General features: G+C 69.7%; 22 protein-coding genes. 3 read left to right on the forward strand and 19 right to left on the reverse strand.

Features of this window, described 5'->3' with window-relative positions; genetic code table 11:
* The 15 genes from IEY60_RS03665 to IEY60_RS03735 all read right to left on the reverse strand — a co-directional run bounded on the left by IEY60_RS03665 (nucleotide 1) and on the right by IEY60_RS03735 (nucleotide 19,461).
* Nucleotides 1-1,497: an SCO6880 family protein gene (locus IEY60_RS03665; protein WP_189023745.1), complete on the reverse strand. Its 1,497-nt coding sequence runs from the start codon at nucleotides 1,495-1,497 to the stop codon at nucleotides 1-3.
* Entirely contained in the window at nucleotides 1,494-2,906 is a 1,413-nt protein-coding gene (locus IEY60_RS03670) for a hypothetical protein (protein ID WP_229739516.1), read from the reverse strand. Before IEY60_RS03670 ends, IEY60_RS03665 begins: the two co-directional genes overlap by 4 nt.
* Nucleotides 2,907-2,995: 89 nt before the next feature.
* The gene (locus IEY60_RS03675) at nucleotides 2,996-3,808 is read right to left on the reverse strand and encodes a DUF8175 domain-containg protein (protein ID WP_189023749.1); all 813 of its coding nucleotides are present in this window, start codon (nucleotides 3,806-3,808) and stop codon (nucleotides 2,996-2,998) included.
* Entirely contained in the window at nucleotides 3,805-4,413 is a 609-nt protein-coding gene (locus IEY60_RS03680; RefSeq protein WP_229739517.1) for a DUF8175 domain-containg protein, read from the reverse strand. Before IEY60_RS03680 ends, IEY60_RS03675 begins: the two co-directional genes overlap by 4 nt.
* A gap of 25 nt (nucleotides 4,414-4,438) precedes the next feature.
* Nucleotides 4,439-4,693: a hypothetical protein gene (locus tag IEY60_RS03685; protein WP_189023751.1), complete on the reverse strand. Its 255-nt coding sequence runs from the start codon at nucleotides 4,691-4,693 to the stop codon at nucleotides 4,439-4,441.
* On the reverse strand, nucleotides 4,690-4,986 hold the full coding sequence (locus tag IEY60_RS03690) for a hypothetical protein (protein ID WP_022566424.1): 297 nt from the start codon (nucleotides 4,984-4,986) through the stop codon (nucleotides 4,690-4,692). Before IEY60_RS03690 ends, IEY60_RS03685 begins: the two co-directional genes overlap by 4 nt.
* A gap of 94 nt (nucleotides 4,987-5,080) precedes the next feature.
* Nucleotides 5,081-5,725, reverse strand: coding sequence for a hypothetical protein (locus IEY60_RS03695; RefSeq protein WP_189023753.1), 645 nt, complete (start codon nucleotides 5,723-5,725; stop codon nucleotides 5,081-5,083).
* Nucleotides 5,722-6,573, reverse strand: a complete 852-nt coding sequence (locus IEY60_RS03700; protein ID WP_189023755.1) for a MinD/ParA family ATP-binding protein — start codon at nucleotides 6,571-6,573, stop codon at nucleotides 5,722-5,724. The genes IEY60_RS03695 and IEY60_RS03700 overlap by 4 nt, the downstream gene beginning before the upstream one ends.
* A gap of 11 nt (nucleotides 6,574-6,584) precedes the next feature.
* A complete protein-coding gene (locus IEY60_RS03705) occupies nucleotides 6,585-7,643 on the reverse strand; it encodes a DUF8176 domain-containing protein (protein ID WP_189023757.1) in 1,059 nt (352 codons plus the stop codon).
* A gap of 55 nt (nucleotides 7,644-7,698) precedes the next feature.
* Nucleotides 7,699-9,279, reverse strand: a complete 1,581-nt coding sequence (locus tag IEY60_RS03710; protein ID WP_229739518.1) for a cutinase family protein — start codon at nucleotides 9,277-9,279, stop codon at nucleotides 7,699-7,701.
* Nucleotides 9,280-9,551: 272 nt separating this feature from the next.
* Entirely contained in the window at nucleotides 9,552-11,921 is a 2,370-nt protein-coding gene (locus tag IEY60_RS03715; protein WP_189023761.1) for a RelA/SpoT family protein, read from the reverse strand.
* Nucleotides 11,922-12,083: 162 nt separating this feature from the next.
* Entirely contained in the window at nucleotides 12,084-13,094 is a 1,011-nt protein-coding gene (locus IEY60_RS03720; protein ID WP_189023771.1) for an alkaline phosphatase family protein, read from the reverse strand.
* Nucleotides 13,095-13,213: 119 nt separating this feature from the next.
* Nucleotides 13,214-17,494, reverse strand: coding sequence for a type I polyketide synthase (locus IEY60_RS03725; RefSeq protein ID WP_189023772.1), 4,281 nt, complete (start codon nucleotides 17,492-17,494; stop codon nucleotides 13,214-13,216).
* Nucleotides 17,491-17,757, reverse strand: coding sequence for an acyl carrier protein (locus tag IEY60_RS03730; protein WP_189023775.1), 267 nt, complete (start codon nucleotides 17,755-17,757; stop codon nucleotides 17,491-17,493). The genes IEY60_RS03725 and IEY60_RS03730 overlap by 4 nt, the downstream gene beginning before the upstream one ends.
* Nucleotides 17,758-17,784: 27 nt before the next feature.
* Nucleotides 17,785-19,461 (reverse strand): fatty acyl-AMP ligase, encoded by a 1,677-nt coding sequence (locus IEY60_RS03735; RefSeq protein ID WP_189023777.1) that lies wholly within the window; start codon nucleotides 19,459-19,461, stop codon nucleotides 17,785-17,787.
* Nucleotides 19,462-19,633: 172 nt separating this feature from the next.
* On the opposite strand from IEY60_RS03735, the gene IEY60_RS03740 reads away from it, so the two are divergent.
* A complete protein-coding gene (locus tag IEY60_RS03740; RefSeq protein WP_189023779.1) occupies nucleotides 19,634-20,374 on the forward strand; it encodes a metallophosphoesterase family protein in 741 nt (246 codons plus the stop codon).
* 111 nt (nucleotides 20,375-20,485) lie between these two features.
* Here IEY60_RS03740 and IEY60_RS03745 read toward each other — a convergent pair whose 3' ends face one another.
* From IEY60_RS03745 to IEY60_RS03755, 3 genes are all read right to left on the reverse strand, one after another.
* Nucleotides 20,486-21,115 (reverse strand): NUDIX hydrolase, encoded by a 630-nt coding sequence (locus IEY60_RS03745; protein WP_189023781.1) that lies wholly within the window; start codon nucleotides 21,113-21,115, stop codon nucleotides 20,486-20,488.
* A gap of 109 nt (nucleotides 21,116-21,224) precedes the next feature.
* Nucleotides 21,225-22,541 carry an adenylosuccinate synthetase gene (locus IEY60_RS03750; protein ID WP_189023783.1) on the reverse strand — a complete coding sequence of 439 codons (1,317 nt, stop codon included), beginning with the start codon at nucleotides 22,539-22,541 and terminating at the stop codon, nucleotides 21,225-21,227.
* Between the two features lie 26 nt (nucleotides 22,542-22,567).
* Nucleotides 22,568-23,515: a hypothetical protein gene (locus tag IEY60_RS03755; protein WP_189023785.1), complete on the reverse strand. Its 948-nt coding sequence runs from the start codon at nucleotides 23,513-23,515 to the stop codon at nucleotides 22,568-22,570.
* Between the two features lie 112 nt (nucleotides 23,516-23,627).
* Here IEY60_RS03755 and IEY60_RS35485 point away from each other — a divergent pair, with 112 nt between their 5' ends.
* Together IEY60_RS35485 and IEY60_RS35490 are read left to right on the forward strand one after the other, a co-directional pair.
* On the forward strand, nucleotides 23,628-24,278 hold the full coding sequence (locus IEY60_RS35485) for a hypothetical protein (RefSeq protein WP_229739519.1): 651 nt from the start codon (nucleotides 23,628-23,630) through the stop codon (nucleotides 24,276-24,278).
* Nucleotides 24,278-24,523: a hypothetical protein gene (locus IEY60_RS35490; RefSeq protein WP_229739520.1), complete on the forward strand. Its 246-nt coding sequence runs from the start codon at nucleotides 24,278-24,280 to the stop codon at nucleotides 24,521-24,523. The genes IEY60_RS35485 and IEY60_RS35490 overlap by 1 nt, the downstream gene beginning before the upstream one ends.
* A gap of 16 nt (nucleotides 24,524-24,539) precedes the next feature.
* Here IEY60_RS35490 and IEY60_RS03765 read toward each other — a convergent pair whose 3' ends face one another.
* Nucleotides 24,540-25,049, reverse strand: coding sequence for a winged helix-turn-helix transcriptional regulator (locus IEY60_RS03765; protein WP_189023787.1), 510 nt, complete (start codon nucleotides 25,047-25,049; stop codon nucleotides 24,540-24,542).
* Between the last annotated feature and the right edge of the window lie 29 nt (nucleotides 25,050-25,078).

The following is a 25,078-nucleotide window of genomic DNA, read 5'->3' on the forward strand; positions in this document are numbered from 1 at the left end:
TCACCCCGCCAATGCCTTCGGAATGGTCGCGTGCTCGGGCAGGATGACGCCACAACCGAGGGAAGCCGCGAATGCCGCGGCCTGGTAGCGGTAGCAACGCCGGATCTTGAGCCGGGCCTGCGTCGAGAGGTCGCGGGTGATGGCCTCGATGCGCGGCAGGTCACCGCGCAGCGGCTCGGTGATCGTCACCAGCGCGCCGAAGCGGGTCACACCGTGCCCGCGGGCCTGTTCCTCACGAGCCTGCTGGGTCGCACCGACCCGCAGTGTCGCGGCGGCCGAGACGACACCGCGTTCGCTCTGCTGCGCGACGAGCGCGTTCTTGAAGTCGTCGTCGACGATCTCGGCGGCGTCGGCGGCCGAGTGCGGCCGGTAGACGATCGCGATCCGCTTGCGCGGCACTTCGGGATTCGGCGCGAGCAGCCGCTGCAGCACCCGCTCGTCGACCGCGCCCTCCGGCGCCGCGTCCATCTCCCAGGTGACCGAGCGGCCACCGTCGTGGATCAGGTGGTCCCACTTCTCGTCGTGCGAGACCGGGCCCGCGTCGTCCCAGCCGAGGCCGTGCCCGCCGGGATCGGCGGCGGCGACCTCGAGGTCGGCCTGCGCGGCCGGGTCGTAACTGCGGCGGATGAAGGAGATGACCTCCTCGGCCGACATCGGCTGCGCGCGCACGCCGGCCTCGGCCAGCGCCGCGCAGATGCCGGGCAGCCTGCGCCCGATCTCCACGGCCTCCTCGGCCGGGTTCTTCCGACGTTCGGCGGTGGTGGCCTTGAACGTGATCGCCACGCGCGGCAGCAGCTGCACGCGCTCCTGCGGCAGCTCGGTGGCCAGCTCGTACATCACCTGCTGCGCCAGCTCGGGCGCTTCCGGCCGGGTGATCGTGGAGACCTCGTTGAGCAGCCGGTTACCCGTCTCGGGCACGGTGTCGATCACCGGCACCACCGCGACGATGTCGGAGGTCTGGCCGACCGAGGCGAGGAAGGTACCCCAGGCGGCGACCCAGCGGTCGATCACCGGCTGGTCCACCGCCTCGTGGCCCTGCGGCCAGGCCCGCAACACCACGGTGTACTGCGCGAACGCGGGCAGGTGGATCATCCCGAAGTGGTAGCCGCCCGCGTCGATGCCCTCGTAGAGCTTCGACGGCGCGAGCAGCCCCGGCAGCTTGGTGACGCCGCCGGGGATCCGGGAGAACCGGCCGCCGCGATACACGTGCTCGCCGTTCTTGCGCGAGCGCATCCAGTTGAACATCATCAATCCCGTCTCGTAGCCCGAGCGGCCCCCCGTCCGCCACACCAGGGGCACCATCACCAGCGCGCCGAGGCCGCCGACGACGAAACCCCATTTGAACCCACCGACCATGGCGCTGATCAGGGCGGTGATCACCACGACGAAACCGATCACGGTCTCTTCCCAGCGCAGGCCGAAAAGGCCCGCGCTGCGCGGCTTCTGCCACAGCCCGTACGAGCGCCGCTCGTAGGTGTCGGTCGAGGTGGTGGTCATCGCGGTATCGTGCTCCTGCCGAGGTCGGGTGAACGATTCGCCCAGCGGTCACCGGCGAGATCGCCCGCCGACTGGTCTGCGCGCGCCGCGCTGCCCGCCCCGGTGCGCGCGGCCATGACATTGCGGGCCGCCCCCGAGGGCACCGAGCCAGAACTGGGCGTCGCCGCCGCACCACCGCCGCGCGGTGGTGGCGTCGGCGCCGGGCCGCGCGGGGCACCGCCGCCGGGGCCTGCACCGCCGGGACGCGGACCCGCACCGCCGCTGCCGAAGTAGCCGGCCGAACCGGGCGCCGCGGCGGGCCGGGAGGCGACCGCCTTGGTGCCGATCGCGCCGAGAGCCATCGCACCGACCGCGGTACCACCGGCCACCATCAGACCGGAACCACCGGTGCCGACCGTGGCGACCGCGGGCGCGACCAGGCGCATCAGCGCGGGCAGCACGAACGCCACGCTGCACAGCAGCACCAGCGCGACCAGCATCCGCTGTGCCTGTTCACCTTCCGGCAGACCGGCCGAGGCCGTGGTCTCGTCGACGTGCCCCGCGGTGGTGAAGGCGATCATGTACACGATCGCCGCGACCGGTTTGAACAGCATGAACGCGATGATCCAGCCGACCAGTTTCTGATACGACTGCTTACCGGTCCCCGTCGCCGACGCGGCCGCGGCCAGTGGCAGCACGCCCGCGGCGACCACCAGCAGACCCTGCCGGACGATGGCGAGCACGATCTGGGCGAGCGCGCCGAGCAGGCCGACGATCGCGATGATCAGCACCAGGCCGGGCGAGAATGCCTGCAGCTTGGACGTTTTCACCATCAGCTCGGCCATGTTCTTGGCATTGCCGCCGGTGGCGTCCTCGATGATCCACTCGGAGAACTTGTCCGAAGCCCGCGTGCCGGCGACGATCACCGCGCCGAGCATCCAGGAGCTGAACACGACCCTGGCGAAGAGCCGGAACGATTCGGCGGCCTCGCTGACGGCCGCCCCGCGTCTGGCCTCGGCCAATCTGCCGCCGGTGATGATCACCGACGCGATCAGCAACAACATCTGGATCTGATAGGTGTAGTCGTTGATCTTGGTGAACAGGGCGCCCGAGTCGCTCACCGCCTCGTTGGGCACCTTCATCCAGAAGGTCAGCGCCAGGATCAGCGCCTCGCCGAGACCCTTCATCAGCGAGTCGACCACCTTGCCGAAGGTGGAGTCCCACGCCTTGTCCTTGACCGCGGTCGCCGCGTCACCGGGATGGGTGGCGGCATTGCCCGCCTTGCACACCGCCGAGGCCGCGTCGCCGAGGGAGACACCGGGAATGGCGACACTGTCGAGTGTGTCGTGCAGCTCGTTGCATGCCTGGTCGAAGCCGTAGGTCTGGCCGTAGGCCACCGTCGGCGTCGCGATCATCACGGTGAAGATCACCGCGAATATTGTGAGGATTCGCCTCAGCATTGTTGGCACCCCTCGATGGTCCGCAGGGAATCGATCCGGGCTGTGCTGTACACCGATGCTCACCATTTCGTCCACCCCGCCAGCGATTCCACATATTCGGTCTGGGTGTTGTTCGAGGTCGACGGCTTGAGCCGCCAGTCACCCTCGTCCCACACCACGATCATCCGCATGGCGGCGTACAACTGCTTACCGTCGATGACCGGTCCGCGCGACGCGAGTCGCACGATGGCCATGTCGTCGGCGTAATCGTCGATCTTGAACGCGTCGGAGGCCACGAAGTAGCGGGTCACCTTCTCCGGCTGCTGTTTCGGCAGCCGGTCGCTCGACAGCGCCGAGTCGTAGGCGGCCAGCTGCGCCGAACTGACCCGAACCTGCGTGACGTACAGGTCGCGATCGGCGGGCCTGGCGTTGAGCCGGTAGGTGATCTGCGCGGCGGCCAGCGCGGCGCCCTGCGGGGTCCGCGCGTAGCCGACGGCCAGGCCGTCCTCGATCCTGGTCGGCCCGTCGGAGGTGGAGAACGGCACCGAGGCGCCGTACACCCGCTGCCAGCCATGCGGTTTCGTCGTACCCTCCGGCGCCCCGGTCAGCCAGTCCGAATCGACGGGCGTGCGCTGGGTTCCCGGTACCTGCGCCAGCGGCTGACCCGCCGGGTTGTTCGGCACGTCCACGCGCCTGCCGAGCAGGTCGATCTCGGGATCGGCGAAACCCGTTCCGCCCGCGGCCTGTGCGGGCGGCGGCGCGCTGTCGGTCTCCGCGTCGCTGCTGGTGAAGTACACGACCGCGCCGACGACCAGGATCAGGGCGAGCAGGGCACCCGAGGCGATCATGCCGAAAGAAGCGCGGTCGCGCGCGCCCGGCTCCTTCTCGCTCACGTCGGTGCCTCCAATGTCACGATGTCGGTGGGTAATTCGTCGATCGCGTCGACGGGCCGGTCGGTGGACTGCGGATCGGGTAACTGCAGTCGCCAGTCTCCGCCGTACCAGCTGACCGTGGTGTGGTTCACCGCCCTGGATCTGTCCGAATACTCGGTGTAGACATCGACCCGGGACTGTTCGTCACGGTATTCGGTGATTTTGTAACCCAACAATCTCGGCGCGTACTCCGGCGCGGCGGGCCCGGTGATCGACAGCTGCACGCGGTTGATCGCCCACTCGTCGCGGGCCGGACCCGGCACGAGTTCCTGGTTCACCACGGTGGCCCACTGGTTGTCGGGCGCCACCGACAGCCGGATGGTGTGGGTCAGCGCCGCCAGCCCTGCCCCGCGCGGGGAATGCTCGAAACCCGTTGCGGCGCCCTGGGTCACCGTCGCGGGGCCCTGGTCGGACTGGGGCAGGGCGATGCCCTGGTAGTCCTGCCAGCGCACCCCGGTCGGTGCGGCGGACAGGTCGGGGCCCACATCGTCGCCGCTGCCGCAGCCCACCGCCGCGGCCAGCAGTGCGATACCGACCGCGACCGGCCGTGTCACTGTGGAATTCATCTGCAGGTCTTTTCCGTCCGCACCCTCACGCCGGCAGGAAGGCCAGCGCGATCGCGGACGCGGTACTGGCCACCGCCGCGCCGAGCAGGCTCATCAGGACGCCGTGCGAGGCATCGTTGACGGCCAGGTCGGAGCGGAACGCGATCCACAGCCGACCCGCCGACAGGATCATCCAGGCCAGGCACGACAGCAAGACGAACCAGAGCAGCCAGTTCAGCAGCTGCATCAGCGGCGCCAGCACATCGGCCGGGATCTGCTTGTAGGCGAGCACGGTGATCACGTACCGATGACCGCATTCATGATGGTGCCCGCGCTGGTCGCGACCACACCGCCGATCATGGCGCCCGCCACCATCTTCGGCGACTCGAGGCCACCGCCGGTCCAGCGCTCCCAGGCGAACTTGCCGCCCGCGTAGGTGATGCCGCAGATGCCCGACAGCAGCACGAACCAGGTGAGGTAGCGCACCAGCTGCAGGATCTTCTCCGAGCCGGGAGGAGCTTCCGGTGTCGGATTACCCACCTGGGCCAGGACGGTGCCGTACGTGTCCTGCACGGCGAGGAGGATCATGCTCATCGGGTGCCTTTCTCCCACTGTAAAGGTGTTGTGCCACAAACACTTCGACGCCGACACACGTTTGTACACCACCGGCGGCCCGACCGCCCGGCGTTCACGATCGACCCTCCCCCGGGGCGGGCCCGTCGATACTCGCCCGGATCGCGGCGACCAGATCGGTTCCGAGCTCACCGATCTCGGTGGGCACCTCGTCGAGCGGGTCGACCCGGCGCTTGCGCGGCGCCACGTCGTCGCCCGGTGACCACACCGGCAGCGCCTCGGACTCGACCAGGGTCCATTCCTCGATCCACGGCACCTGCCAGACGTGCCCGGCGAGTGAGCCGACCACGTCCCGGTACCGCCGGATCTCCGGTGGTACCCGTCCCGGGCGCGCGGCGACCGTGATCAGCCCGAGCACCAGCGACGGACCGGCGAGGCCGGCGTGGTGCTGGCGCAGCAGGTCGTGCGCGCGGGTGAGGCCGGAGATGGTTTCTCGCGCGACCAGGACGACATAGGGGGATTCCCGCTCGAACACACCGGGCCACCGGCCGCGGGCGTCGGCGGCGGGGGCGAGCACGTGGGCGAGGGTGGTGGCACCGGAGCCACCGTGCACGCCGAGCAGCCACACCAGCGGCGCCCGGCCCACCCCGGGCACCGGCCGCTCCCAGATCGGCGCGCGCAGCGATTCGGGCGGCGCGACGACACCGATTCCGGCGGGCGCCGGTTCACGACGACGACGAAGATTCATAGCGGCCGTCATGATGCCACCCCGGCGAGCAACCGCCCATATGCTGCGCGCGTCGGCTCGGCCAGTTCGCTGTGCCGAACCAGCTCACCGCGGGCCAGATGCGGGTCGTAGGGGATCTCGACGACCTCGCGTACCCAGCCCGACAGATGCTCGCGCAAATGCTCGGCAACCCGCGAGTCGTCGTGCGAATACTGGTGTGAGACAACGATGGTGGTGTCGGCGACGACACCGGCGCCGTCGTCACCGTAGTGGTCGTCGAGCCATTCCAGGGTCACCCGCAGGCGGTTGGCGGCGTCCACGCGCGCCGGAATCGCCAGTACCAGTGCGATATCGGCGTCGTCGAGCAGCGGGCGCAGTTGCCGACCGGCAATCGGGTTGCCACCGTCGTAGACCGCGGTGTACCCGCCGGAGTCCAAAGCCCTGGCGACAGTGAGATATGTCGCGCGCCGTCGCAGCGGGGTCGCGTCGCGCCAGAGCAGTCCGAACCCGGAGGTCGACCGGGACAGGCAGTCCTCGAGCGGGGCCGGTTCGTCGTCGCCGCGGCCGTAGACCCACGACTGCAGGTTCACCGGATGCAAGTGTTTGTCGGCGCCGCGCAGGGCCAGATCACTGCCCGCCGCGGTGGCGTCGACCGCGACCGTCGAGCCCTCGGTGACCAGTTCGCCTGCCAGCCCGAGCGCCGTCGTCGTCGTGCCCGCGCCGCCGCAACCGCCGACCACCAGGATCGGCCTTCGCCTGCCCTCGGCGCGCTCGCCGCTCTTGCGCCGCAACCGCACCACCGGAGCCGGATCACGCGCCACCTCACCCGACGGCTCCCCCTCGGGGGCTTCGTCGAGCCATCGGCTCCAGTCGTCTGTCATCGCTCTGCTCCTTACCCTGCCGCGATGCCCGTGATGAGCGTGCGATCGCCGATCAGCGCGGTCCGCACCGACTGCTTGGTGTAGGTGGCCGGTGCGCCGGCGGGCCGGAACTCGGTGACCTCGACCGTGTACCGGTCCACGGCGACGGTGGTGATCCGCACGCAGTGGGTGGTCCCCACCGGGATGGAATCGATACCGCGCTGGATCACGGCGGCCGGCGAGACATCGGCGTCGGGGGCGACCATCGCCCTGGCCTGCTCCCCCGATCGGTTCACGTAGTAGGCGTACTGGAACGCCAGCACGGCGTCGGGGCCCGAGCCGGTGCCGCCCGCTTCGGCGCTGCGCACCACCGTCTCGGTGCGTTCGGTCGGGCAGGGGTCCTGCGGGGCGGCCAGGTTGCCCGCCACGAAGTGCAGGGGCGCAGCGTGTTCGGCGTTGTCGCCGCCGCGTCCGAAGAGCAGGAAGAACACGCCGGTCGCGGCGAGGACGAGCACGAGAACCGAGATGACGAGCACGATCCAGGTGCGGTTGCGCCGGGTTTTCGCGCGCAGCGCGCCGGACGGCTGGAGTACCCGCGCCTCCTCGTAATCGTCGGCCGCGGCGTCGGGCCAGGGGAACTGGACCAGTTCGGCGTCGTAGTCGTCGTCGGGACCCGGTGCGGGTTCGGCGACCCAGTCCGACCAGCCGCCGGTGAATTCGCTGCGACGCGCGGCCAGTTCGGCAGGCGGCGCCGGCTCCGGTTCGGGCTCTGGCTCGGCCGGGTACGGCTGGGCGCCGTAGGCCGAGTTGTCGTAGCCGGTGGCGAAGCCGTAGTCGGTGTCCCGGCGATCGGTGTCGACACCGGTCGTACGGTCCGAGTGGTCCCCTGCCGCGGTGAACAGCTCGGGCCCGGCGGGCTCGGCTGCCTGGTCGGCGGAAGGGGCGCGCTCGGGGCGCTGCGAATATCGGTCGAGGCCGTCGTCCTCGCCCGCCGCCGGGTCGGCGGTGTCCTGGCGCGCAGGGTCGGCTGCGTCGGTCTCTGGCTCGAGCGCCGAATACCAGCGCGACAGTTCGTTGTACGACTTCAACATTCCCCCCTTTCCGCGGCGCCGGGCACATGGATTCGCATTGCAGACCTCTCGGTGATCAGTTCACAGAGAACGGGCGGGTGGTGGGAGCGGTGGTTCCGGGTAACGCGGCAGGCGGAGTCGTCGCGCCGCCGGATGAGGCGCCATCGGCTCCTGTCCCGAACGGAAATTGTCCCCCACCGGAGGGTGTGGGTGTCGTAGACTCGCCGGTCGGGCTGGTGAAGATTCCGGCACTGCGCTGGTCCGACCCGCCGACCGGCACCGCACCCTGCCCCGAGGCGCCCGCCGCATCGCGGGCGACGGCGGCGAACCACTCGGCGACGTAGTGAGTCGGGGTCGCGCCGTCGGCGCCGACGCTCATGCGCGAGTAGGCATCGTGGCGCTGCACCGAGTCCCAGTAGCGCACCCAGGTGGTGACGTCGAGGAGTTCGGAGTTGTCGGTGATGTTCTGCTGCACGGCCGTGTACGCCTCGTTGACGAGCCTGACTCCGGTGGTCGGCGGCACCAGCTGCGGTACAGCCCCCACGAGTTTGGTGCCGAGCAGAGTCAGCCCGGCCAGCGGATTCGACAGTGTCGCCGTGGCCAATTCGGTGATGCTCGCCGGGTTCAGCACCGTCTTCACGACCGTGGTGACCGCGTTGAGGCCGATCATGCCGACCTTCAGCAGCGCCTGGAAGGCGGCGTTCACGTCGAGTTGGCTGCGCGGGTCGGAGGCGTCGGCCAGGCGCTGGGAGATCGACTTCTTCGGCGAGAGCGACAGATCCGCGAGCGTGCTGCCGGAGATGTCTTCGTTGACCACGGTCGACGCGGTCTTGATGGACGTGAACGCCAGTGCCTGCGCGATCGAGACCAGCGATCCGATCGGGTCGCCGCCGGAGAGTTTCACCTGGCTGACCAGGTTGGTCACCGCGCGCAGGATCGGCGCGCCCTGCGGCGCGTCGCACGCGAGATCACCCGTCGCGCAGAAACTTGCGACGCGCCCGGTGAGCTTGCCGAAGTCGGCGGCCTGGTCGGTCTGGGTGCCGAGGCCGCCACCGGGCGCGACGGCCTGCCGGACCGCGGCGACGTCGTCGAGCGTGTCGCCGGAGGTTCCCGGCGCCGCCGTCGGCGTCGTCCGGTCGGGCGCGCCGGGGAACAGCGGCGCGTTCGCACTACGGGTCGGGTCGGCGAACAGGGCGACCGCGGCGATCTTGTCCGCGGGCACCGAGCCCCGCCCCGACCCCACTTCCTGGGCGAACAGCGAGGCCACGTGGGCGCCTTGGGAATACCCGACCACCGCGACCCGCGAGTTCGGGCAGCGCTGGAGCACCTGGGTGGTCATCGACCGCAGTCGTTCGAGTCCACCGTCGACCGATTCCGTGTAGGGCACCGCCCCACCCGGCACCGCGCCACCGAATCCTGCCTCGTAGGGCACGTAGGCCCGGTCGACGAGTCCCGGCTCCGCGGCTTTGGCCAGCAGCGGCCGGAACACCGTGGACAGCATGCCGGTGTCGGTACTCGGCGCCGCGTCTGGTGACGATTCGCCTGTGCCCTGAATCCCCAAGGCGTACAGTGCCGGACACGCCGAGATCGACACCTGCGTGGAAGGAGCGGCGGGCGCACCCTCGTCGGCGGCGGCGACGCCTGTCGATGCCGTCACCGAAGCGACGGCGAACGCGATCATCGTCGCCGTGAGTCGTGTCGTGCACCGAGCCATATCGATCCGCATCACAGTCCGTTTCGGCTGACCAGTGGAGCGTTGAAACGCAGTAAACCGTAACAGATTCCGGGACCCCCAACCGCTGCCCAAAGTGGCCCTTTCACTGCCCCCGGCAAACCCCGTTGTCTCAGCAATCTTCTGGCGATCGGGCAGGCGCGGAAAAAGGCCCGGGCACCCTTGCGAACGAGGGTGCCCGGGCCGGAATTTCGGGGTCAGGCGGCGGAGGTCACCCGGTAGACGTCGTACACGCCTTCGACATTGCGCACGACGTTGAGCAGGTGGCCCAGATGCTTCGGATCGCCCATCTCGAAGGTGAACTTGCTGATCGCCACCCGGTCGCCGTGGGTGGCCACCGACGCGGACAGGATGTTGACCTTCTCGTCGGCCAGCACCTTGGTGACATCCGACAGCAACCGGGTGCGATCCAGGGCCTCGATCTGGATGGCGACCAGGAACACCGACGACGGCGACGGCGCCCACTCGACGTCGATGATCCGTTCGGCCTGTGACTGCAACGATCCGGCATTGGTGCAGTCGGTGCGGTGCACGCTCACCGCGCCACCGCGGGTCACGAAGCCCATGATCTCGTCGCCCGGCACCGGCGTGCAGCATTTGGCCAGCTTCGCCACCGTGCCCGAGGCGCCGGGAATGAGCACGCCGGCGTCGCCGGTGACCCGCTGCCTGCTCGGGGTCGTCGACGGGGTCGACCGTTCGGCGAGCTCGTTCTCCACGTCACCGATGCCACCGAGCTGGGCCATGAGCCGCTGCACCACATGGTGCGCGGACACCTGGTGCTCGCCGACGGCGGTGTAGAGCGCGGAGATGTCGGAGTAGTGCAGCTCGTGCGCGACCGCGGTCATGGCGTCGACGCTCATCAACCGCTGCAGCGGCAGCCCGACCCGGCGGACCTCCTTGGAGATCTGCTCTTTGCCGCTTTCGAGCGCTTCCTCGCGCCGTTCCTTGGCAAACCACTGGCGAATTTTGGCCTTCGCGCGTGGCGAGACGACGAAGTTCTGCCAGTCGCGGCTGGGTCCGGCGTTCTGCGCCTTGGAGGTGAACACCTCGACGACTTCGCCGTTCTCGAGCTGCCGTTCCAGCGCGACGAGCCTGCCGTTGACCCTGGCGCCGATGCACTTGTGCCCGACCTCGGTGTGCACGGCGTAGGCGAAGTCGACCGGGGTCGACTTCTGCGGCAGCGTGATCACGTCGCCCTTGGGCGTGAACACGAAGATCTCCGGCGATTTCAGGTCGAAGCGCAGCGATTCGAGGAACTCGGCCGGGTCGGCCGCTTCCCGCTGCCAGTCGAGCAGCTGGCGCATCCAGGCCATGTCGTCGACCTCGGCGGCATCACCGGAGTGCTTGCCCTTGGTCTCCTTGTAGCGCCAGTGCGCGGCGATGCCGAACTCGGCGGTGCGGTGCATGTCCTGGGTGCGAATCTGCACCTCCAGCGGCTTGCCGTCGGGGCCGACGACGGTGGTGTGCAGCGACTGGTAGACGCCGTAGCGCGGTTGCGCGATGTAGTCCTTGAACCGGCCGGCCATCGGCTGCCACAGCGAGTGCACGACGCCGACGGCGGCGTAGCAGTCGCGGACCTCGTCGCACAGGATGCGCATGCCGACCAGATCGTGGATGTCGTCGAAGTCCTTACCCTTGACGATCATCTTCTGGTAGATCGACCAGTAGTGCTTGGGCCTGCCTTCGACGATCGCGTTGATGCGCGAGGCGGCGAGGGTGTTGACGATCTCGGCGCGCACCTTGGCCAGGTAGGTGTCGCGCGAGGGCGCGCGGTCGGCGACCAGGCGCACGATCTCGTCGTACTTCTTGGGGTGCAGGATCGCGAAGGCGAGGTCCTCGAGCTCCCATTTGACCGTGGCCATACCGAGGCGATGCGCCAGCGGCGCGATCACCTCGAGAGTTTCTTTGGCCTTCTTGGCCTGCTTCTCCGGCGGCAGGAAGCGCATGGTGCGCATGTTGTGCAGCCGGTCGGCGACCTTGATCACCAGCACGCGCGGGTCCCGCGCCATGGCGATGATCATCTTGCGGATGGTCTCGGCTTCGGCGGCCGCGCCGAGGTTGACCTTGTCGAGCTTGGTGACGCCGTCGACGAGGTGGGCGACTTCCTGCCCGAACTCCTCTTTGAGCTGCTCGAGCGAGTAGCCGGTGTCCTCGACGGTGTCGTGCAGCAGGGCGGCGACCAGCGTGGTGGTGTCCATGCCGAGCTCGGCGAGGATGTTGGCGACCGCCAGCGGGTGGGTGATATACGGGTCGCCCGACTTGCGGAACTGCTTGGCGTGCCGTTCGTCGGCGACGTCGAAGGCGCGCTGCAGCAGCGCCAGATTGGCCTTCGGGTACAACTCCCGGTGGACGGTGGCCAGCGGTTCCAGGACCGGCTTGACCGCCGCGATGCCGCGCTGACCGGTCATCCGGCGCGCGAGCCTGGCCCGCACGCGCCGCGATGCCGAGCTGGGCACCGACGCGGTCGGGGACTGTTTGGCGGGTTCGGGGGTCGCCGGGGCACCGTCGGTCCGCGGGGCGCCGGTGGACTCCTGCCCAACCTTCGCCTCGCCGAGTTGTCGAGTCATGCCACCGCCTCTCACGCTGCATTCGGACCCTTCGGCCGAGTGCTGCAACCGCCCGGACCACCAACTTTAGTCCCCACACCGACCAGGCGTTCCATTCCCGGCGGTCACGGGCGTGCGACGGTCCCGACTCGGCCCGAAATCGGCCTCCGACCTGCGGTTCGATCAGCGTTCGTCGATCGGTGCCTGCCGCGTGCGCAGGCTGCGACCGTCGAGGCAGCCGGGTGGGGCGCCGAGCAGGTCGAGCACGGTCGGGGTGATATCGACCAGGGTGTAGGCGCTGGTCGTGGCGCCTGCGGTGAAGTCGGCGCCGCGGGCGATGACGAAATTGGCCGTCTCGGCGGGTGTCTGGCCACCGTGCCCGCCGGTCGGCAGGTGGCCGTGATCGGTGGTGACCAGCACGGTCCACTGTTCGCGTGGATGCTCGGCGGCGCGGCGGTCCACGGCGGCGACGATCTGCCCGACCAGCACGTCGACGCGGCGGATGGCGGCGAGATAGGCGCGCGATGCCCCACCGTGCTGATGGCCGGCCAGATCGACCTGATCGAGGTGGGTGAACACCAGATCGGGCCCGGTCCGCTCGATCGCGGCCACCACTTCGGTCGCGGTGGTGGCGTCGGTGAGCGCCTCGTCGCTGTCGCGGGGGTCGGGCGCGGTGGTGAGGGCGACGTCGGCGCGCCGGTCACCGCTCGCGGCGATGGTCGCGATCTGGTGCCAGGTGCCGATCGACACGGTGTGCCGGGTGGGGTCGGCGCGTTCGATCCGGGTGAAGACGCTGGGGTGGGCCAGGAACGGGCTCGCGTCGAACTCGTTGCCGGTGATGCCGTGTTCGGTGTCCCACACCCCGGTCAGCACACTCGCCCATGACGGCCCGGAGATGGTGATATGCCCGGTGATGCTGCCGAGCGAGAGCAGACCTTGCGCGGCGAGGTGCCGCAGTCGCGGGGCCTGCGTACGGTCGGCCTTGTCGAAGAGCAGCCCGTCGATCCCGATGACGACGACCTTCGCCTCCGGGCCACCGGTGCGCGGAACACCGAACGCGGCCGCCGGATCGATCGCGACACCCGGATCGTCGAAGGTGGTGTCGGAGCCGGCGGCCGAGCACAGCAGCGGGATGGTCACCAGGGCGGTGGCCAGTGCCACGAGGACCTTCGCGGGGGCCGACAGCTCGCGCATGTCCTCACGATGCGGGAGCGCGGACGGCCCCGCGAGGCCGCCACGACGGTGTTCATCGACGTTTCACCGGTGTCGCGCACACCGGTTGCCCCGCTGAACGACAAGCCAACGGCGGCAGGCTAGCTCGTGGTCGCGAGCTCTTCGGCGAGGATCGCGACGGTGTCGCGGATCTGTTCTTCGGTGTGGCAGGCGGTGACGAAGAAGCGCAGCCGCGCGAGGTCTTCCGGCACCGCGGGATAGATGATCGGATTGACGTTGATCCCACGGCGCAGCAGCGTGTTCGACAGTCGCAGCGTCTTGAGCGAATCGCCCACGATGCACGGGATGATCGGGGTGTCGTGGCTGTCGCCGGTGTCGATCCCGGCGGCGCGGGCCAGGTCGAGGAACAGGCGCGCGTTGTGCCGCAGCCGCTCCAGCGCTGTGCCGTCGGACCGCAGCTGCCGGATCGCTTCCGCCGAGGCGGCGGCGTTCATCGGCGTCATGCCGACGCTGTAGACGAACCCGGGTGTCGTGTACTTCAGGAAGCGGATCAGCTCCGCGCTGCCCGCCACGTATCCCCCGCATCCGGCCAGCGCCTTCGACATGGTGCCCGACCACAGTTCGACATCCCGGCGGTCGACGTCGAAGTACTCGCCGATGCCGCCGCCGTGCGCGCCGAGCACGCCGACGCTGTGCGCCTCGTCGATCATCAGCAGCGCCTGGTGCTTCTTCTTGATCTCGATGATCGCGGGCAGGTCGGGGATGTCGCCGTCCTGGCTGTAGACGCCCTCGATGAGAATCAGGACCCGGCGGTAGCGGGGGCGCAGTTCGCCGAGCAGCCGGTCGAGCGCGGCATGGTCGTTGTGCGGGAACGGCCTTCGCGTGGCGCCCGACAGCACGCAGCCCTGCAGGATGCTGTCGTGGGCGAGGCTGTCGTGGATCACCAGGTCGTCGGGACCGACGAGGTGCCCGATGATGGTGACATTCGTGGAGTGGCCGCCGACCAGCGCGATCGCGTCCTCGGTGCCCAGCAGCGCGGCCAGTTCGGCCTCCAGCTCCCGGTGGACCGGTTTCTCGCCGGAGAGCACCCGGCTGGCCGAGCAGGAGCTGCCGTAGCGGGCGACGGAGTCCTGCACGGCCGCGACGACCGCCGGGTGGCCGGACAGTCCCAGGTAGTTGTAGCTGGAGAAATTCACCACCGGGACGCCGTCGATCAGCGAGGTGTCGCGGGTGACGCCGTCGTTGACCAGGAAGTAGGGGTTCTCCAGTCCCAGCGTCACCGCGCCGGCGAGCCGGTCCTCGATCGCCTTCACCTCGGGGAAGTCGGCGATCCGGTACTCGGGCGTGACGGCCACGGGCGCCGGTTCGGGAGCCGGCGCGGGACCGGGAACGACCGGGGCCGGAGCGGGTGTACCGGCGACCTGGCCGGTGACGTAGTCGACGACGTCGCCGAGGGTGGTCGCTGCGCTCGGCCAGGACGGGTCGACCTGCAGTCCCGGCAGCTTGCGCATCAGGCCGCCGAACAGGTCCGAGAGCATCATCGAGTCGAATCCGAGCTCGCCGGTGAGGGTTTCGGTATCGCGAAGCCGGTCGACGGAGTACCCGCTGACCCGGCCGCACTCCGCGCGCACGATGCCGGCGATCGCGGCGGGGTCGACCGCGGGACCCGCCTGCGGCGAGGCGAGGGTCGTGGCTGTCCCCGGCGCGAGGGAGCCGGTGGCGCCGGGCGGTCGGGTCGCTGTCGCGCCCGGCGCCATGCTCGCCAGCAGCGCGTTCTGTTCGCGGAAGAGCGCGATCATCTGGTCCATGGTGGTGTCCTCCGCCGGGGTGGCAGGTGTGGTGAGAGTGGCCGGTTCGAGCCAGAAGCGGTGCTCGGTCGAGAAGTCGTAGACCGGCAGCCGACGGCGGACGCGCTGTTCAGGGGCGTACAGGTGGTCCCAGTCGGGGTCGAGGCCGTCGCGGTGCAGCGCGGCGACGGTCTCCGCGAGTTCGCGGCCGGTCGCGCCGGGCCCCGGGCTCGGCGTCAGGCAGCGCGGCAGCAGATCGGGGCGCAGCCGCCCGACGAGCGGGGTCAGCATCCGGCGCGGCCCGATCTCGACGACATGGGTGGGATCGGCCTCGACCGCCGCCGCCAGTGCGTCACCGAAAAGCACAGTGGCACCGACATGTTCGACCCAGTACTCGGCGTCCATCGTCTCGGCCGGATCGAGCAGCCGCCCGCGCACGGTCGAGTAGATCGGCAGAGCCGGTGCCCGGTAGGTGCATTCCCGGGCGACGACCGCGAACTTCTCCAGCATCGGCGCCATCAGCGGACTGTGGAAAGCGTGCGACACGGTGAGCGGCTTGGCGACCACCTGCCGCTCGGACAGGACCGTCCGGAGCCGGTCGAGCGCCGTCGCGGCGCCGGAGAGCACGAGATCGGTGGGCCCGTTCACGGCCGCCACGGCCACGTCGCGCTCGCCGTCGAGCAGGTCTGCGAGCTGTGCGCGCGTCGCACGGACCGCAAGCATCCCACCGCCGTCGGGCAATTGCTGCATCAACCGGCCACGGGCGACGACCAGACGGCAGGCGTCTTCGAGATCGACGACTCCGGCCACGGCCGCCGCCGTGAATTCCCCGATGCTGTGCCCGATCACCCACGCCGGACGTACCCCCGAGTCGGCAAGTGCCTGTGCCAGTGCGTATTCCATGGCGAAGATCGCCGGCTGCGCCAGTTCGGTGCGATCGATGACGGCGGCGGTGTCGTCGAGCAGCAGCTCGCGGATCGAGGAGCCGAGGTGCGCCGTCATGGCCGCATCGACAGTCCGCAGCGCCCGGTGGAACGACCCGCTCTCGGCATCCAGCGGCCGCGCCATTCCGGCGAACTGCGAACCCTGGCCCGTGAACATCCAGCCGACCCGAACCGGGCCCGCCACACCGGATTCCGCACCGTTGCGCAGTCGCGTGATCGCCTCCGCGGGATCGGCGGCGACGACCGCGAGCCGATGCCTACCCGACGACTTCACCCGATTGCTCGTCCAGCAGACCTGCGCGAACCGATCCTCGGGCACCGAGTTCAGCATGTGCGCCAGGCGAACTACGTTGCGCTCCAGCCCTTTCGCATTGTCAGCCGACACGGTGAGCACCCCGCCGCCACCCGCCGGAGCATCCTCCGCCACCGGCGCGCCACCCAGCACCAGGTGCGCGTTGGTGCCGCCGATACCGAAGCTGCTGACTCCAGCCAGCGACGGCCCGTCGAGCGGCATCGGTTCGGCGAGCAGGCGCAGCCCGTTGCGTTCCAGCTGTAACCGCGGATTCTCCTGGTCGGCGAATCGGGTCGGCGCTGCCACGCCGTGGTGCAGGCTCAGCGCGACCTTGATGATCCCGGCGACACCCGCCGCGCCCTCGGTGTGGCCCAGATTGCCTTTGATGGAACCGATTCCGCAGAACTTCGCGCGCTCGCGCCCGTGCAGCCCACCCAGCGCCTTGACCTCGATCATGTCGCCGAGCACCGTCCCGGTGCCGTGCGCCTCGAGGAAATCGACCTCCCCCGCCTCGACTCCGGCCCGGCGGTAGGCCTCGCCGATCACCTGCTGCTGCGCCCACCGGTTCGGTGCGGTGATGCCGTTGCTGCGGCCGTCCGAATTCACCGCGCTGCCCTTGATCACCGCGTAGATCGGCAGGCCCGCCGCCTGCGCATCGGCCAGGCGACGCAGCACCAGCACCGCCACGCCTTCGCCCCGGACGATCCCATCCGCGTTGCCGCTGAACGGTTTACAACGCGCGTCGGGCGCCGACAGCCCCGCCTGGGTGTAGAACACCCCGACCGCCGGGGTGAGCACCAGATTCACGCCACCGGCCACGGCCTGATCACATTCACCGGAAGCCAGTGCGGCGCAGGCGAGATGGACCGCGACCAGCGACGACGAGCAGGCCGTGTCGACCGCCAGGCTCGGGCCCTTCAGGTCGAGCTGGTAGGACAGCCGGTTGGCGGTCATGAAGTAGCCGTTACCGGAGCCGTGCTGCGGGGTGATCGCGGCGTAGTCCGACATCTGCAGGTTGGCCCACTCGTTGGCCATCACCCCGATGTACACCCCGGTGCGCGAACCGGATTGGGCCCTGGGGTCGAGGGTCGCGTCCTCGAAGGCGCGCCAGGTCGCCTGCAGGAGCAGCCGCTGTTGCGGGTCCATCGCCTCGGCCTCGTGCGGGGTGATCCCGAAGAACTCGTGGTCGAAGGCGTCGGCGTCGTCGATGAACCCGCCGCTGTGGGTATTGATGGTGCCGGGGCTGCCCGCCGGGTCGTGGAAGTCCTCGGCGTGCCAGCGATTCGCAGGCACCGCCGAGATCGCGTCGCGGCCCTCGATCAGCAGCTGCCACAGCGCGGCGGGATCGGCAGCCCTGGGGAAGCGGCAGTCGAGACCGACGATCGCGATGTCGCTCATGCCGCTGGAACGAACTCGTCGGCGAGATAGGTCGCGATGGCGGCGACGGTCGGATAGTCGAAGACCAGCGTCGGGTCGATCTCGCGGGACCAGCGGTCCTCGATCTCCCCGCACAGCGAGACCGCCGAGACGGAGTCCATCCCGAGTTCGGCCAGCGGGGTCGCCGGATCCACCTGGTGGGGGGCACGGTCGAGGTAGTCGGCGACGCGCTCGACGAGCCAGTCCTGGATCGTCGTCGGTGTGTGGGCGGTAGTGCGGAACATGTCGGCTCCTGGCTGGGTACGGGACGATCAGACGGTCAGTGCCCGGCTCAGCGCCGGTTCGAGATCCTCGTGCAGCACCCGTTCGAGGCGATCGGCGAGGAACGCCTCGCGCATCGAGCCGCGCTGGACTTTGCCGCTGGTGGTGCGGTGCACCGAGCGCGCGGATCGAGCGGCGACGAGCACGACGTTCGGTGCGGGCACATCGAATCCGCGGGCCACGGCGATCTTGATCGCGGAGGTCAGCTCGGCGAGCGTGGTCTCACCGAGCAGGTCCGGTTTCACGCCCTGCATCACCACGAGCCGTTCCCGGTCGAGCACGTCGACCGAGACCACCGCACCCGCGTTGCCCGCCAGCCCGGGATGCAGGTTCTGCACGAGTTCCTCGACGTCGGTCGGATGGACGTTGCGGCCGTTGACGATCAGCAGGTCCTTGAGGCGGCCCGCGACGAACAGTTCGCCGTCGTGGAGCAGGCCGAGGTCCCCGGTCCGCAGGAACGGGCCCTCCGTGCCGAGGTGGGCGTCGAAGACCTCGCGGGTCTCGGCCGGTCGGTTCCAGTAACCGGCGGCGACGCTGTCCCCACGCACCCAGATCTCGCCGGTGGCACCGTCGGGCAGTTCCTCGCGGGTCGCGGGGTCGACGATGCGGATCTCGAGGCCGCGGGCGGCGCGCCCGCAGCTGACCAGCGGAGCATCGCCCGGCCGGTCGTAGCGCACCAGCGGCGCGCCCATCGTCGCGGCGCTGGCCAGCAGCGTCACCTCGGCCAGCCCGTAGGCGGGCAGGAACACCGTGGGGCGCAGCCCGGCAGGGGCGAACCTTTCCAGGACCGCGTCGAGGGTCCGGGCCCGCACCGGCTCGGCGCCGCTCAGCGCGGTCTCGAGGGTGCTCAGGTCGAGCTCGGCGAGCTGCTCGTCGGTGACCCGGCGCAGGATCAGGTCGTAGGCGAAGTTCGGGGCGCCGGTGAACGTCGCCCGATACCGGTCGATGGTCTGCAGCCAGCGCACCGGGTGCTTGATGAACGTCGTCGGCGCCATGAACACCAGGTTCGCGCCGGCGTAGGCGGCACCGAGCAGCATGCCGATCAGGCCCATGTCGTGGAATTGCGGGATCCAGCTGACGCCGGTCGAGTCCGCGGTCAGCCCGCCCGCGGCGATCGCCGCCTCGTTGTGCAGCAGATTGCGGTGCGTGACGACGACGCCCTTGGGCGTGCCCGTCGATCCCGAGGTGTATTGCAGGAAGGCGATCGTGCCCAGGTCGAGGTCGGGCAGCTGCCAGGCGTCGGCGTCGCCGAGCGGCTGATCGGTCGCGACGACGGTCGCGTCGGTGGTGGCGGCGACCAGCGTGGCGAAGTCGGAGGTGGTGAGCACGAGCTGCGCCCCGGCGTCGGCGATGATGCCGCCCACCCGCTGCGCGGCCCGCTCCTCGTGCGGCAACGGCGCCGGGACAGCGATGACACCGGCGTACAGGCAGCCGAGGAAGGCCCGCAGGAACTCCATCCCGTCGAGGTAGAGCAACACCACCGGCTGCGCCGACTCGGGCCGCTCGGACAACCACTGGGCAAACGCCCTGCCATCGCGGTCGAGCTCGCGGTAGGTGACGACCTCCTCCACCAGGTCCCGCCCGGATTCCCGCAGGTAGATGTACGAACGGGTGTCCGCATACCGGGAAAACTGCTGCCTGACGTGGTGCACGTAGCTGGAGTGCATAGTGTGGGTTCCTTCGGAGGTCGGTGGCGTAGCTACTACTCTGCGCTCCTCGGCCGCACACCGGAAGAGACCTCAGGGGCCACCCGCCGAACCCTCAGGGTGGGCTGTCCCGCCCCCTTGGTGGAGCCGGAATCGCATTGACAGCCGCGCCCCGCTGTGGCTGCCTTGGCAGGTGGGGAACATCGCGCCGATCCGTCTCGCCGCCACCGCCGACCTGCACATGCGACCCGCCGTCGCGGGCAAGTTCCGGCCCGGCTTTCGTCGACTCGGTCGCCACGCCGACCTGTTGCTCCTGGCCGGCGATCTCACCGAAGGCGGTACCCGAGCCGACACCGAGCTGCTCTGCGCCGAACTCGCCGATCTACCGGTTCCGGTGATCGCCGTCCTGGGCAATCACGACCACGACGAGCACCGCGGCGAATGGATCACCCAGCGGCTCACCGAAACCGGTGTCATTGTCCTGGACGGTGATTCGATGATGCTCACGGTGCGCGGGCACCGGGTCGGGATCGCCGGGGTGATGGGCGGTTCCGGTGGATTCCCCGATCACCCTGGCGATCCCGACTCGGGGTCGGCGGAGCATCGGGCCAGGATGCGCCGCGGCCCGATCGACGCCCAGCGCCTCCGCCGGGCACTCGACACCCTGGACTGCGAAACCCGGATCGCCCTCACCCACTTCTCCCCCATCGTCGACACCCTCGCCGGCGAACCCACGTCCATCTATCCCGGGCTGGGCTGTCACGCCATCGGCGAGGCGATCGACGCGGGCCGCGCCACGCTCGCGGTGCACGGTCACGCCCACGCGGGGAGCGAGTGCGGCCAGACCACGGGAGGTGTTCCCGTGCGCAATGTTTCGTACCCCGTGCTGCGCCGCACCTACGCGCTCTACGACCTCCCCGCCGATCGGGCCTAGCCCGCGCGACGACTCACCACGGCCGAGTGCCATCGAACACGGGTGGCGGTCGGGCTATGCCTCGCTCGCGCCGAAGGCCCACACAACGGCCCGCCGACCGTCGGCCGGCGGCTATGCCTCGTTGTCGCTGAACGCCCACACGACGGCAGGACGCCCGGTGGCCTTCACTCGTCGCCGTTCGCCGGTGCGGTCCAGACCCGGGATCGCGGCGAGGGTCCGGTTGAGGTTTGCCGGGTCGGGGCGGGTGCCGTGCAACGAGGTGCTGAGGTCGACCGCGCGGGTCGCGGGAAACTCTTCGCCCGCGAGTGCGCGGGTGAGGGCCTGGTCTTTCCACAGCATCCCGGCGAGCAACCCGCGGCTGGTGTCGACGATGCGGTTGTGGTCGAACGCCAACGGGGGGACCTCGTCGAACCCGACCCACTCGGCGGGCCCTTCGTGCTCGGCGACGACAGCCCACATGGCGATCGACAGCGTCGGCCCGCGCGGATCACGGTGCGGCTCATCGAAGGTGACCAGCTGACCGACCGCGCCGATCGCCTCCCTCGGCACGCCGAGTTTGGTGTGCACCGCCCGCCGGGCGGCCTCGGCCAGGCGTTCACCCCGCCCCAGCAGCACACCGGGCAACGCGAGCTCACCGGTGAACGGTGCGAACTCGCGCGCGGCGATCCCGATGCGCACCCCGCTGTCGGCATCCCAGCACCGCAACGTCACGACATCGATCGACACAACGGATTGCTCCACGTCATCCCATCCTGCCGCAAGCACGCCCCGGATGCGAAGCTGCGGTGCCCGCGGTGCGCAGCGCGGGCCCCCTGCCCGCGCACCTCGCGGCCCGCTACCGCACGTTCACTCATGCGGACTGTTCGGCAGTCGCGATACCGCCGTCCGCGCCCACCGGCGCAGGCGTCGAAGCAGAACCGAACGCCGATTCATCACGCACGACGCGGTCACGCCGATCCGGGCCGTGGCCGGTCAGCACGACCGGCACGCGCAGGCGGTCGGCGAGCCAGTCCGCCGGGTCACCGTGGACCGGCTCGACGATCGGGGTCGCCTCGGACAACTGGTCGGTCAGCCGCTGCTGGTGCTCGAGATCACGCCATCGGCCCGGGATCAGGTCGGTGACGACGCCCGCCTCGGTCTCGTATGCCGCTGCGGCGCACAGAGTTCCGGGCACGTCGAGGTGGTTGACGACCAACCCGTCGATCCCACCGCAGACCTCGATCGCGTACCGCAACAGGATCGGGTCCAGGTGGCCCTGCCGGAACGCGCCCTGATACGGGCCGGTGCCGTTGTGCGGCTCCGGGTTTCCGAGCGGCGCTTCGGTCGGAAGCGGGCCCGCGCCGTGCCGGGTCATGTAGGTGCGGGTGACACCCAGAACCGTTGCGGTGCCGCCGATGTCGGAGACCATGGCGCGAGCATGGCGCGGTTCGACGGTCGACCAGGTGGTGTGCGGGTGGAATCCACGCCATTCGTCGAGGAGAACGCCCTGTGCACCCTCGAACACCAGCCTGCCGCGCGCGGCGGCGCGCGCGAGTTCACCGTCGTCGGTGATGCGCACCGCCTTGGCGAAGTCGCCGTACATCGCGATCAAGGCGTCGATCGATTCGTAGCCGTGCGCGCTCGGCCCGATCAGCTCGTCGTAGTGCGCGGCCAGCCGATCCAGCTTGGCGCGCAGGACGACGGGCGTCCGGCAGTCGGCGACGGTCGGCGCGTCGTGTTCCAGTGCATACCAGGCCGTTTCGCCGATGCCACGACCGCAGGAACCGTGCCGCGAGGAACCCCTCGCGTCCTCGCGGGCACGGTTCGCCGCGATGTGGATCGGCGTGGTGAGCAGGGCGCGGCCGTCGACGGCGAGCAGTCCCAGCGGATCGCGCACGCCGAGCGCGGCCAGCTGCTCGGATTCGGCGGCGAGCGCGATCGGTTCCACCAGCATGTGCCGCGAGAGCAGGGTCGGCACACCATGGAAGGTCCCCGCGCCGAATTGCGCGAAGGTGTGGTGGCGGCCGTCGGCGACGACATTGTGCGCGGCCTGCGCACCGCCGTTGAACCGCACGACCGCCGCCACGTCGAGGCCGGCCTCCGGTGCGCACAGCCAGTCGACAGTCGCGCCCTTGCCCGCGTCGCCGAATCCCAGGTCGACGACGACGATGTGCCCGGCACCGAACATCGCAGCGCCCCTTCCCTTCTGGTGTCTCACTGGCCGGGCGGCAGCGCCCGCACATCGCGCGCGGCCTTCGCACCCAGCGCCCTGCCGACAGCGTCGGCCTCGGCCACCGACCCGACATCGCGCAGATCGGCCAGCCCGGTGTCGACGTCGACCCGGTCCTCCCCCAGCCCGATCGTCAGCGCGATCAACTCGCACACCGCGCCGGGATCGTCGAGCTTCAGGAAGTTCTGCCCGAGCAGTCCGCGCCAGTGCTCGGCGATCTCCGGATCCCGGTAGTACGACGACTGATTCGGCAGGATGTAGTAGATGTGCCACCGCTGCGCGAGCTCGCGGTAGATCGACTCGACCGACACATCGCGCCGCACATGATCACCGATGACCGACCGGATATGCCGGGCGGCCAGCCGCGGCTTGTTCAGCTCGTCACCGATCACGAACAGATACCCCCGCTTCCCGCGCTTGTCCCACGCATCGGTCGCCACGTGCTCGGCCATGAAATAGGCAGCCAGCTCATAGCTTTCGGATTTCTGCCCGCCACCGCCGCCTTCGAGCAGGATCGACCGCAACTGCTCGTCCATCCGGTTGTCGGACTCGAACTGCCCCACCTGCAACGGCACCCGATCGGTATCGGCATCCCCGATCGCCCCGAACAGCACCTGCGGATCCTGCGCGTACCCCTTGCTCTTCAACAGCCCGTGCAACTTCCCGAGCTTGTCCTGCATGATCCGCGGCACCCGCCCCATCGACCCGGTCACGTCGAACAACACCGCCACCGGCAACGAGTTCCCATGCTCGGCCGAATCCCGGCACTCCCGCACCCCCACCCCGAACGGATCCAGCAACGGATGCGCACACCACGTCTCATACGGCCGCTCCCGCATCTCCGCCGTATACCCGAAGTCATCCACCCCCTGCCGAGCCCGAAACGTCTTCCCCGCCCGATAAGCACTGTCATCCCAATGCCCATATCCCATCAGAACCACTCCCTCTCGCGTTCGTTGTTTTAGTCTATTCAACTAAAACAACGAACGTCAAGAGCCCCAGCGGATTCGCCGATTGCCGGTCCCGTCGGCTACCTTCTGGCACATGCCATCGGCTTCGCACGAAGTGGTGATCGATCTCTTCCAACAGCAACCGGCCCTCGTCGCCCCGCTGCTCACCGAATTGGGCTGCCCCCTACCCGAATACGAGTCGATCACCACCGTGCCGGGCGATGCCACGGTGCTGGCGCCGACCGCGTACCACGCCGACGCCGTAGTTGCCTTTCATCGCGGCGGCGAGCGAATCCTGGCGGTGGTCGTGGAGGTACAGCTGCGACCGGACCCGGACAAGCGCTGGTCCTGGCCGGTCTATGTCACCTCGCTCCGAGCCCGCCTGCACCGCCCGACGCTACTGCTGGTCGTGTGCCCCGATGCCCGGACCGCGCGATGGGCCGCGAAGCCCATCGACCTCGGCTACGGGAACCCGTCTGTCGGACTGTGCCCGCTGGTCCTGGACCCGGCAGGCGTTCCGGTCGTCACCAACCTCGAAGCGGCGGCGGATCTACCCGAACTGGCCGTGCTGTCCGCCCTGGCACATGCGCAGCATCCCGAACATCGTGAGATCTGGAAGGCGCTGCTCGCGGCTCTCGGCAGCCTGGGTGGCGACCGTGCCGCGCTGTACTATGACTTCATCCTGTCGACGACTTCATCCTGTCGACGCTGCCCGCCGCAGCGCGATCCGAGTGGGAGGCACTGATGGCCGCCGGGCTCCAAGGTTACGAATACCGCAGCGAGTTCGCCCGCAAGTACTTCGCGGAAGGCGAGGCCCGCGGGGAAGCTCGCGGTGAGGCCAAGTCCGTGCTGACGGTGCTCGACGCTCGCGGTATCACCGTTCCCACCGAGGTCCGCGAACGAATCCTCGGCTGCGATGACCTCGATCAACTGCAGCGTTGGCTTCGTAAGGCGCTCGAAGTCAACCGCGCTGCCGATCTTCTGGACTGACCACCGCGGGAGGTAGCTACCGCCCATCCGGGAGGGGGGTGAGGTAGTTGCCGACGAGGGCTGCGCCGGGGCCGGGGTGGCCGCCGGGGCCTGGGTGCCAGGTGACGTTGTCGGCGGTGATGGGGTCGCCGCACTGGCGGCAGACGACTACGCCGTCGGTGGGGTGGTCGCAGGTGCGGTGGACGACGGTCAGGGGTGGGCCGTCGGGGGTGGACAGCCAGCGGTCGCCCCAAGCCAGGAGCATGGTCAGGATCGGGTAGAGGTCGCGGCCGCGGGCGGTGAGGATGTACTCGGTGCGGACCGGGTTGTCCTGATACACGCGGGTTTCCACGATCTCGTGCTCGCGGAGGGTGCGGAGCCGGTCGGTCAGGACGTTGGAGGCGATGCCGAGGTCGCGGCGCAGGTCCTCGAAACGGGTGATGCCCAGGAACAGGTCGCGCAGGATCAGCGGGGTCCAGCGCTCCCCCACGATGCCTACCGTGCGAGCGATCGAGCACGCGATATCGGCGAGTTCCACTTTGGCCATGTCGCCCATCCTAGTCCATTGCTTTTTGC

Source organism: Nocardia rhizosphaerihabitans (assembly GCF_014646295.1).
In the GTDB taxonomy this organism is placed as follows: domain Bacteria; phylum Actinomycetota; class Actinomycetes; order Mycobacteriales; family Mycobacteriaceae; genus Nocardia; species Nocardia rhizosphaerihabitans.

Bases quoted from the DNA above. Each gene is read 5' to 3' on its own strand.
- IEY60_RS35485 (WP_229739519.1), top strand. From the start codon at position 23,628: ATGCCATCGGCTTCGCACGAAGTGGTGATCGATCTCTTCCAACAGCAA.
- IEY60_RS03705 (WP_189023757.1), bottom strand. From the start codon at position 7,643: ATGTTGAAGTCGTACAACGAACTGTCGCGCTGGTATTCGGCGCTCGAG.
- IEY60_RS03735 (WP_189023777.1), bottom strand. From the start codon at position 19,461: ATGCACTCCAGCTACGTGCACCACGTCAGGCAGCAGTTTTCCCGGTAT.
- IEY60_RS03715 (WP_189023761.1), bottom strand. From the start codon at position 11,921: ATGACTCGACAACTCGGCGAGGCGAAGGTTGGGCAGGAGTCCACCGGC.
- IEY60_RS03665 (WP_189023745.1), bottom strand. From the start codon at position 1,497: ATGACCACCACCTCGACCGACACCTACGAGCGGCGCTCGTACGGGCTG.
- IEY60_RS35490 (WP_229739520.1), top strand. From the start codon at position 24,278: ATGGCCGCCGGGCTCCAAGGTTACGAATACCGCAGCGAGTTCGCCCGC.
- IEY60_RS03690 (WP_022566424.1), bottom strand. From the start codon at position 4,986: ATGAGCATGATCCTCCTCGCCGTGCAGGACACGTACGGCACCGTCCTG.
- IEY60_RS03765 (WP_189023787.1), bottom strand. From the start codon at position 25,049: ATGGCCAAAGTGGAACTCGCCGATATCGCGTGCTCGATCGCTCGCACG.
- IEY60_RS03730 (WP_189023775.1), bottom strand. From the start codon at position 17,757: ATGTTCCGCACTACCGCCCACACACCGACGACGATCCAGGACTGGCTC.
- IEY60_RS03755 (WP_189023785.1), bottom strand. From the start codon at position 23,515: ATGGGATATGGGCATTGGGATGACAGTGCTTATCGGGCGGGGAAGACG.
- IEY60_RS03720 (WP_189023771.1), bottom strand. From the start codon at position 13,094: ATGCGCGAGCTGTCGGCCCCCGCGAAGGTCCTCGTGGCACTGGCCACC.
- IEY60_RS03695 (WP_189023753.1), bottom strand. From the start codon at position 5,725: ATGACGGCCGCTATGAATCTTCGTCGTCGTCGTGAACCGGCGCCCGCC.
- IEY60_RS03680 (WP_229739517.1), bottom strand. From the start codon at position 4,413: ATGAATTCCACAGTGACACGGCCGGTCGCGGTCGGTATCGCACTGCTG.
- IEY60_RS03700 (WP_189023755.1), bottom strand. From the start codon at position 6,573: ATGACAGACGACTGGAGCCGATGGCTCGACGAAGCCCCCGAGGGGGAG.
- IEY60_RS03725 (WP_189023772.1), bottom strand. From the start codon at position 17,494: ATGAGCGACATCGCGATCGTCGGTCTCGACTGCCGCTTCCCCAGGGCT.
- IEY60_RS03750 (WP_189023783.1), bottom strand. From the start codon at position 22,541: ATGTTCGGTGCCGGGCACATCGTCGTCGTCGACCTGGGATTCGGCGAC.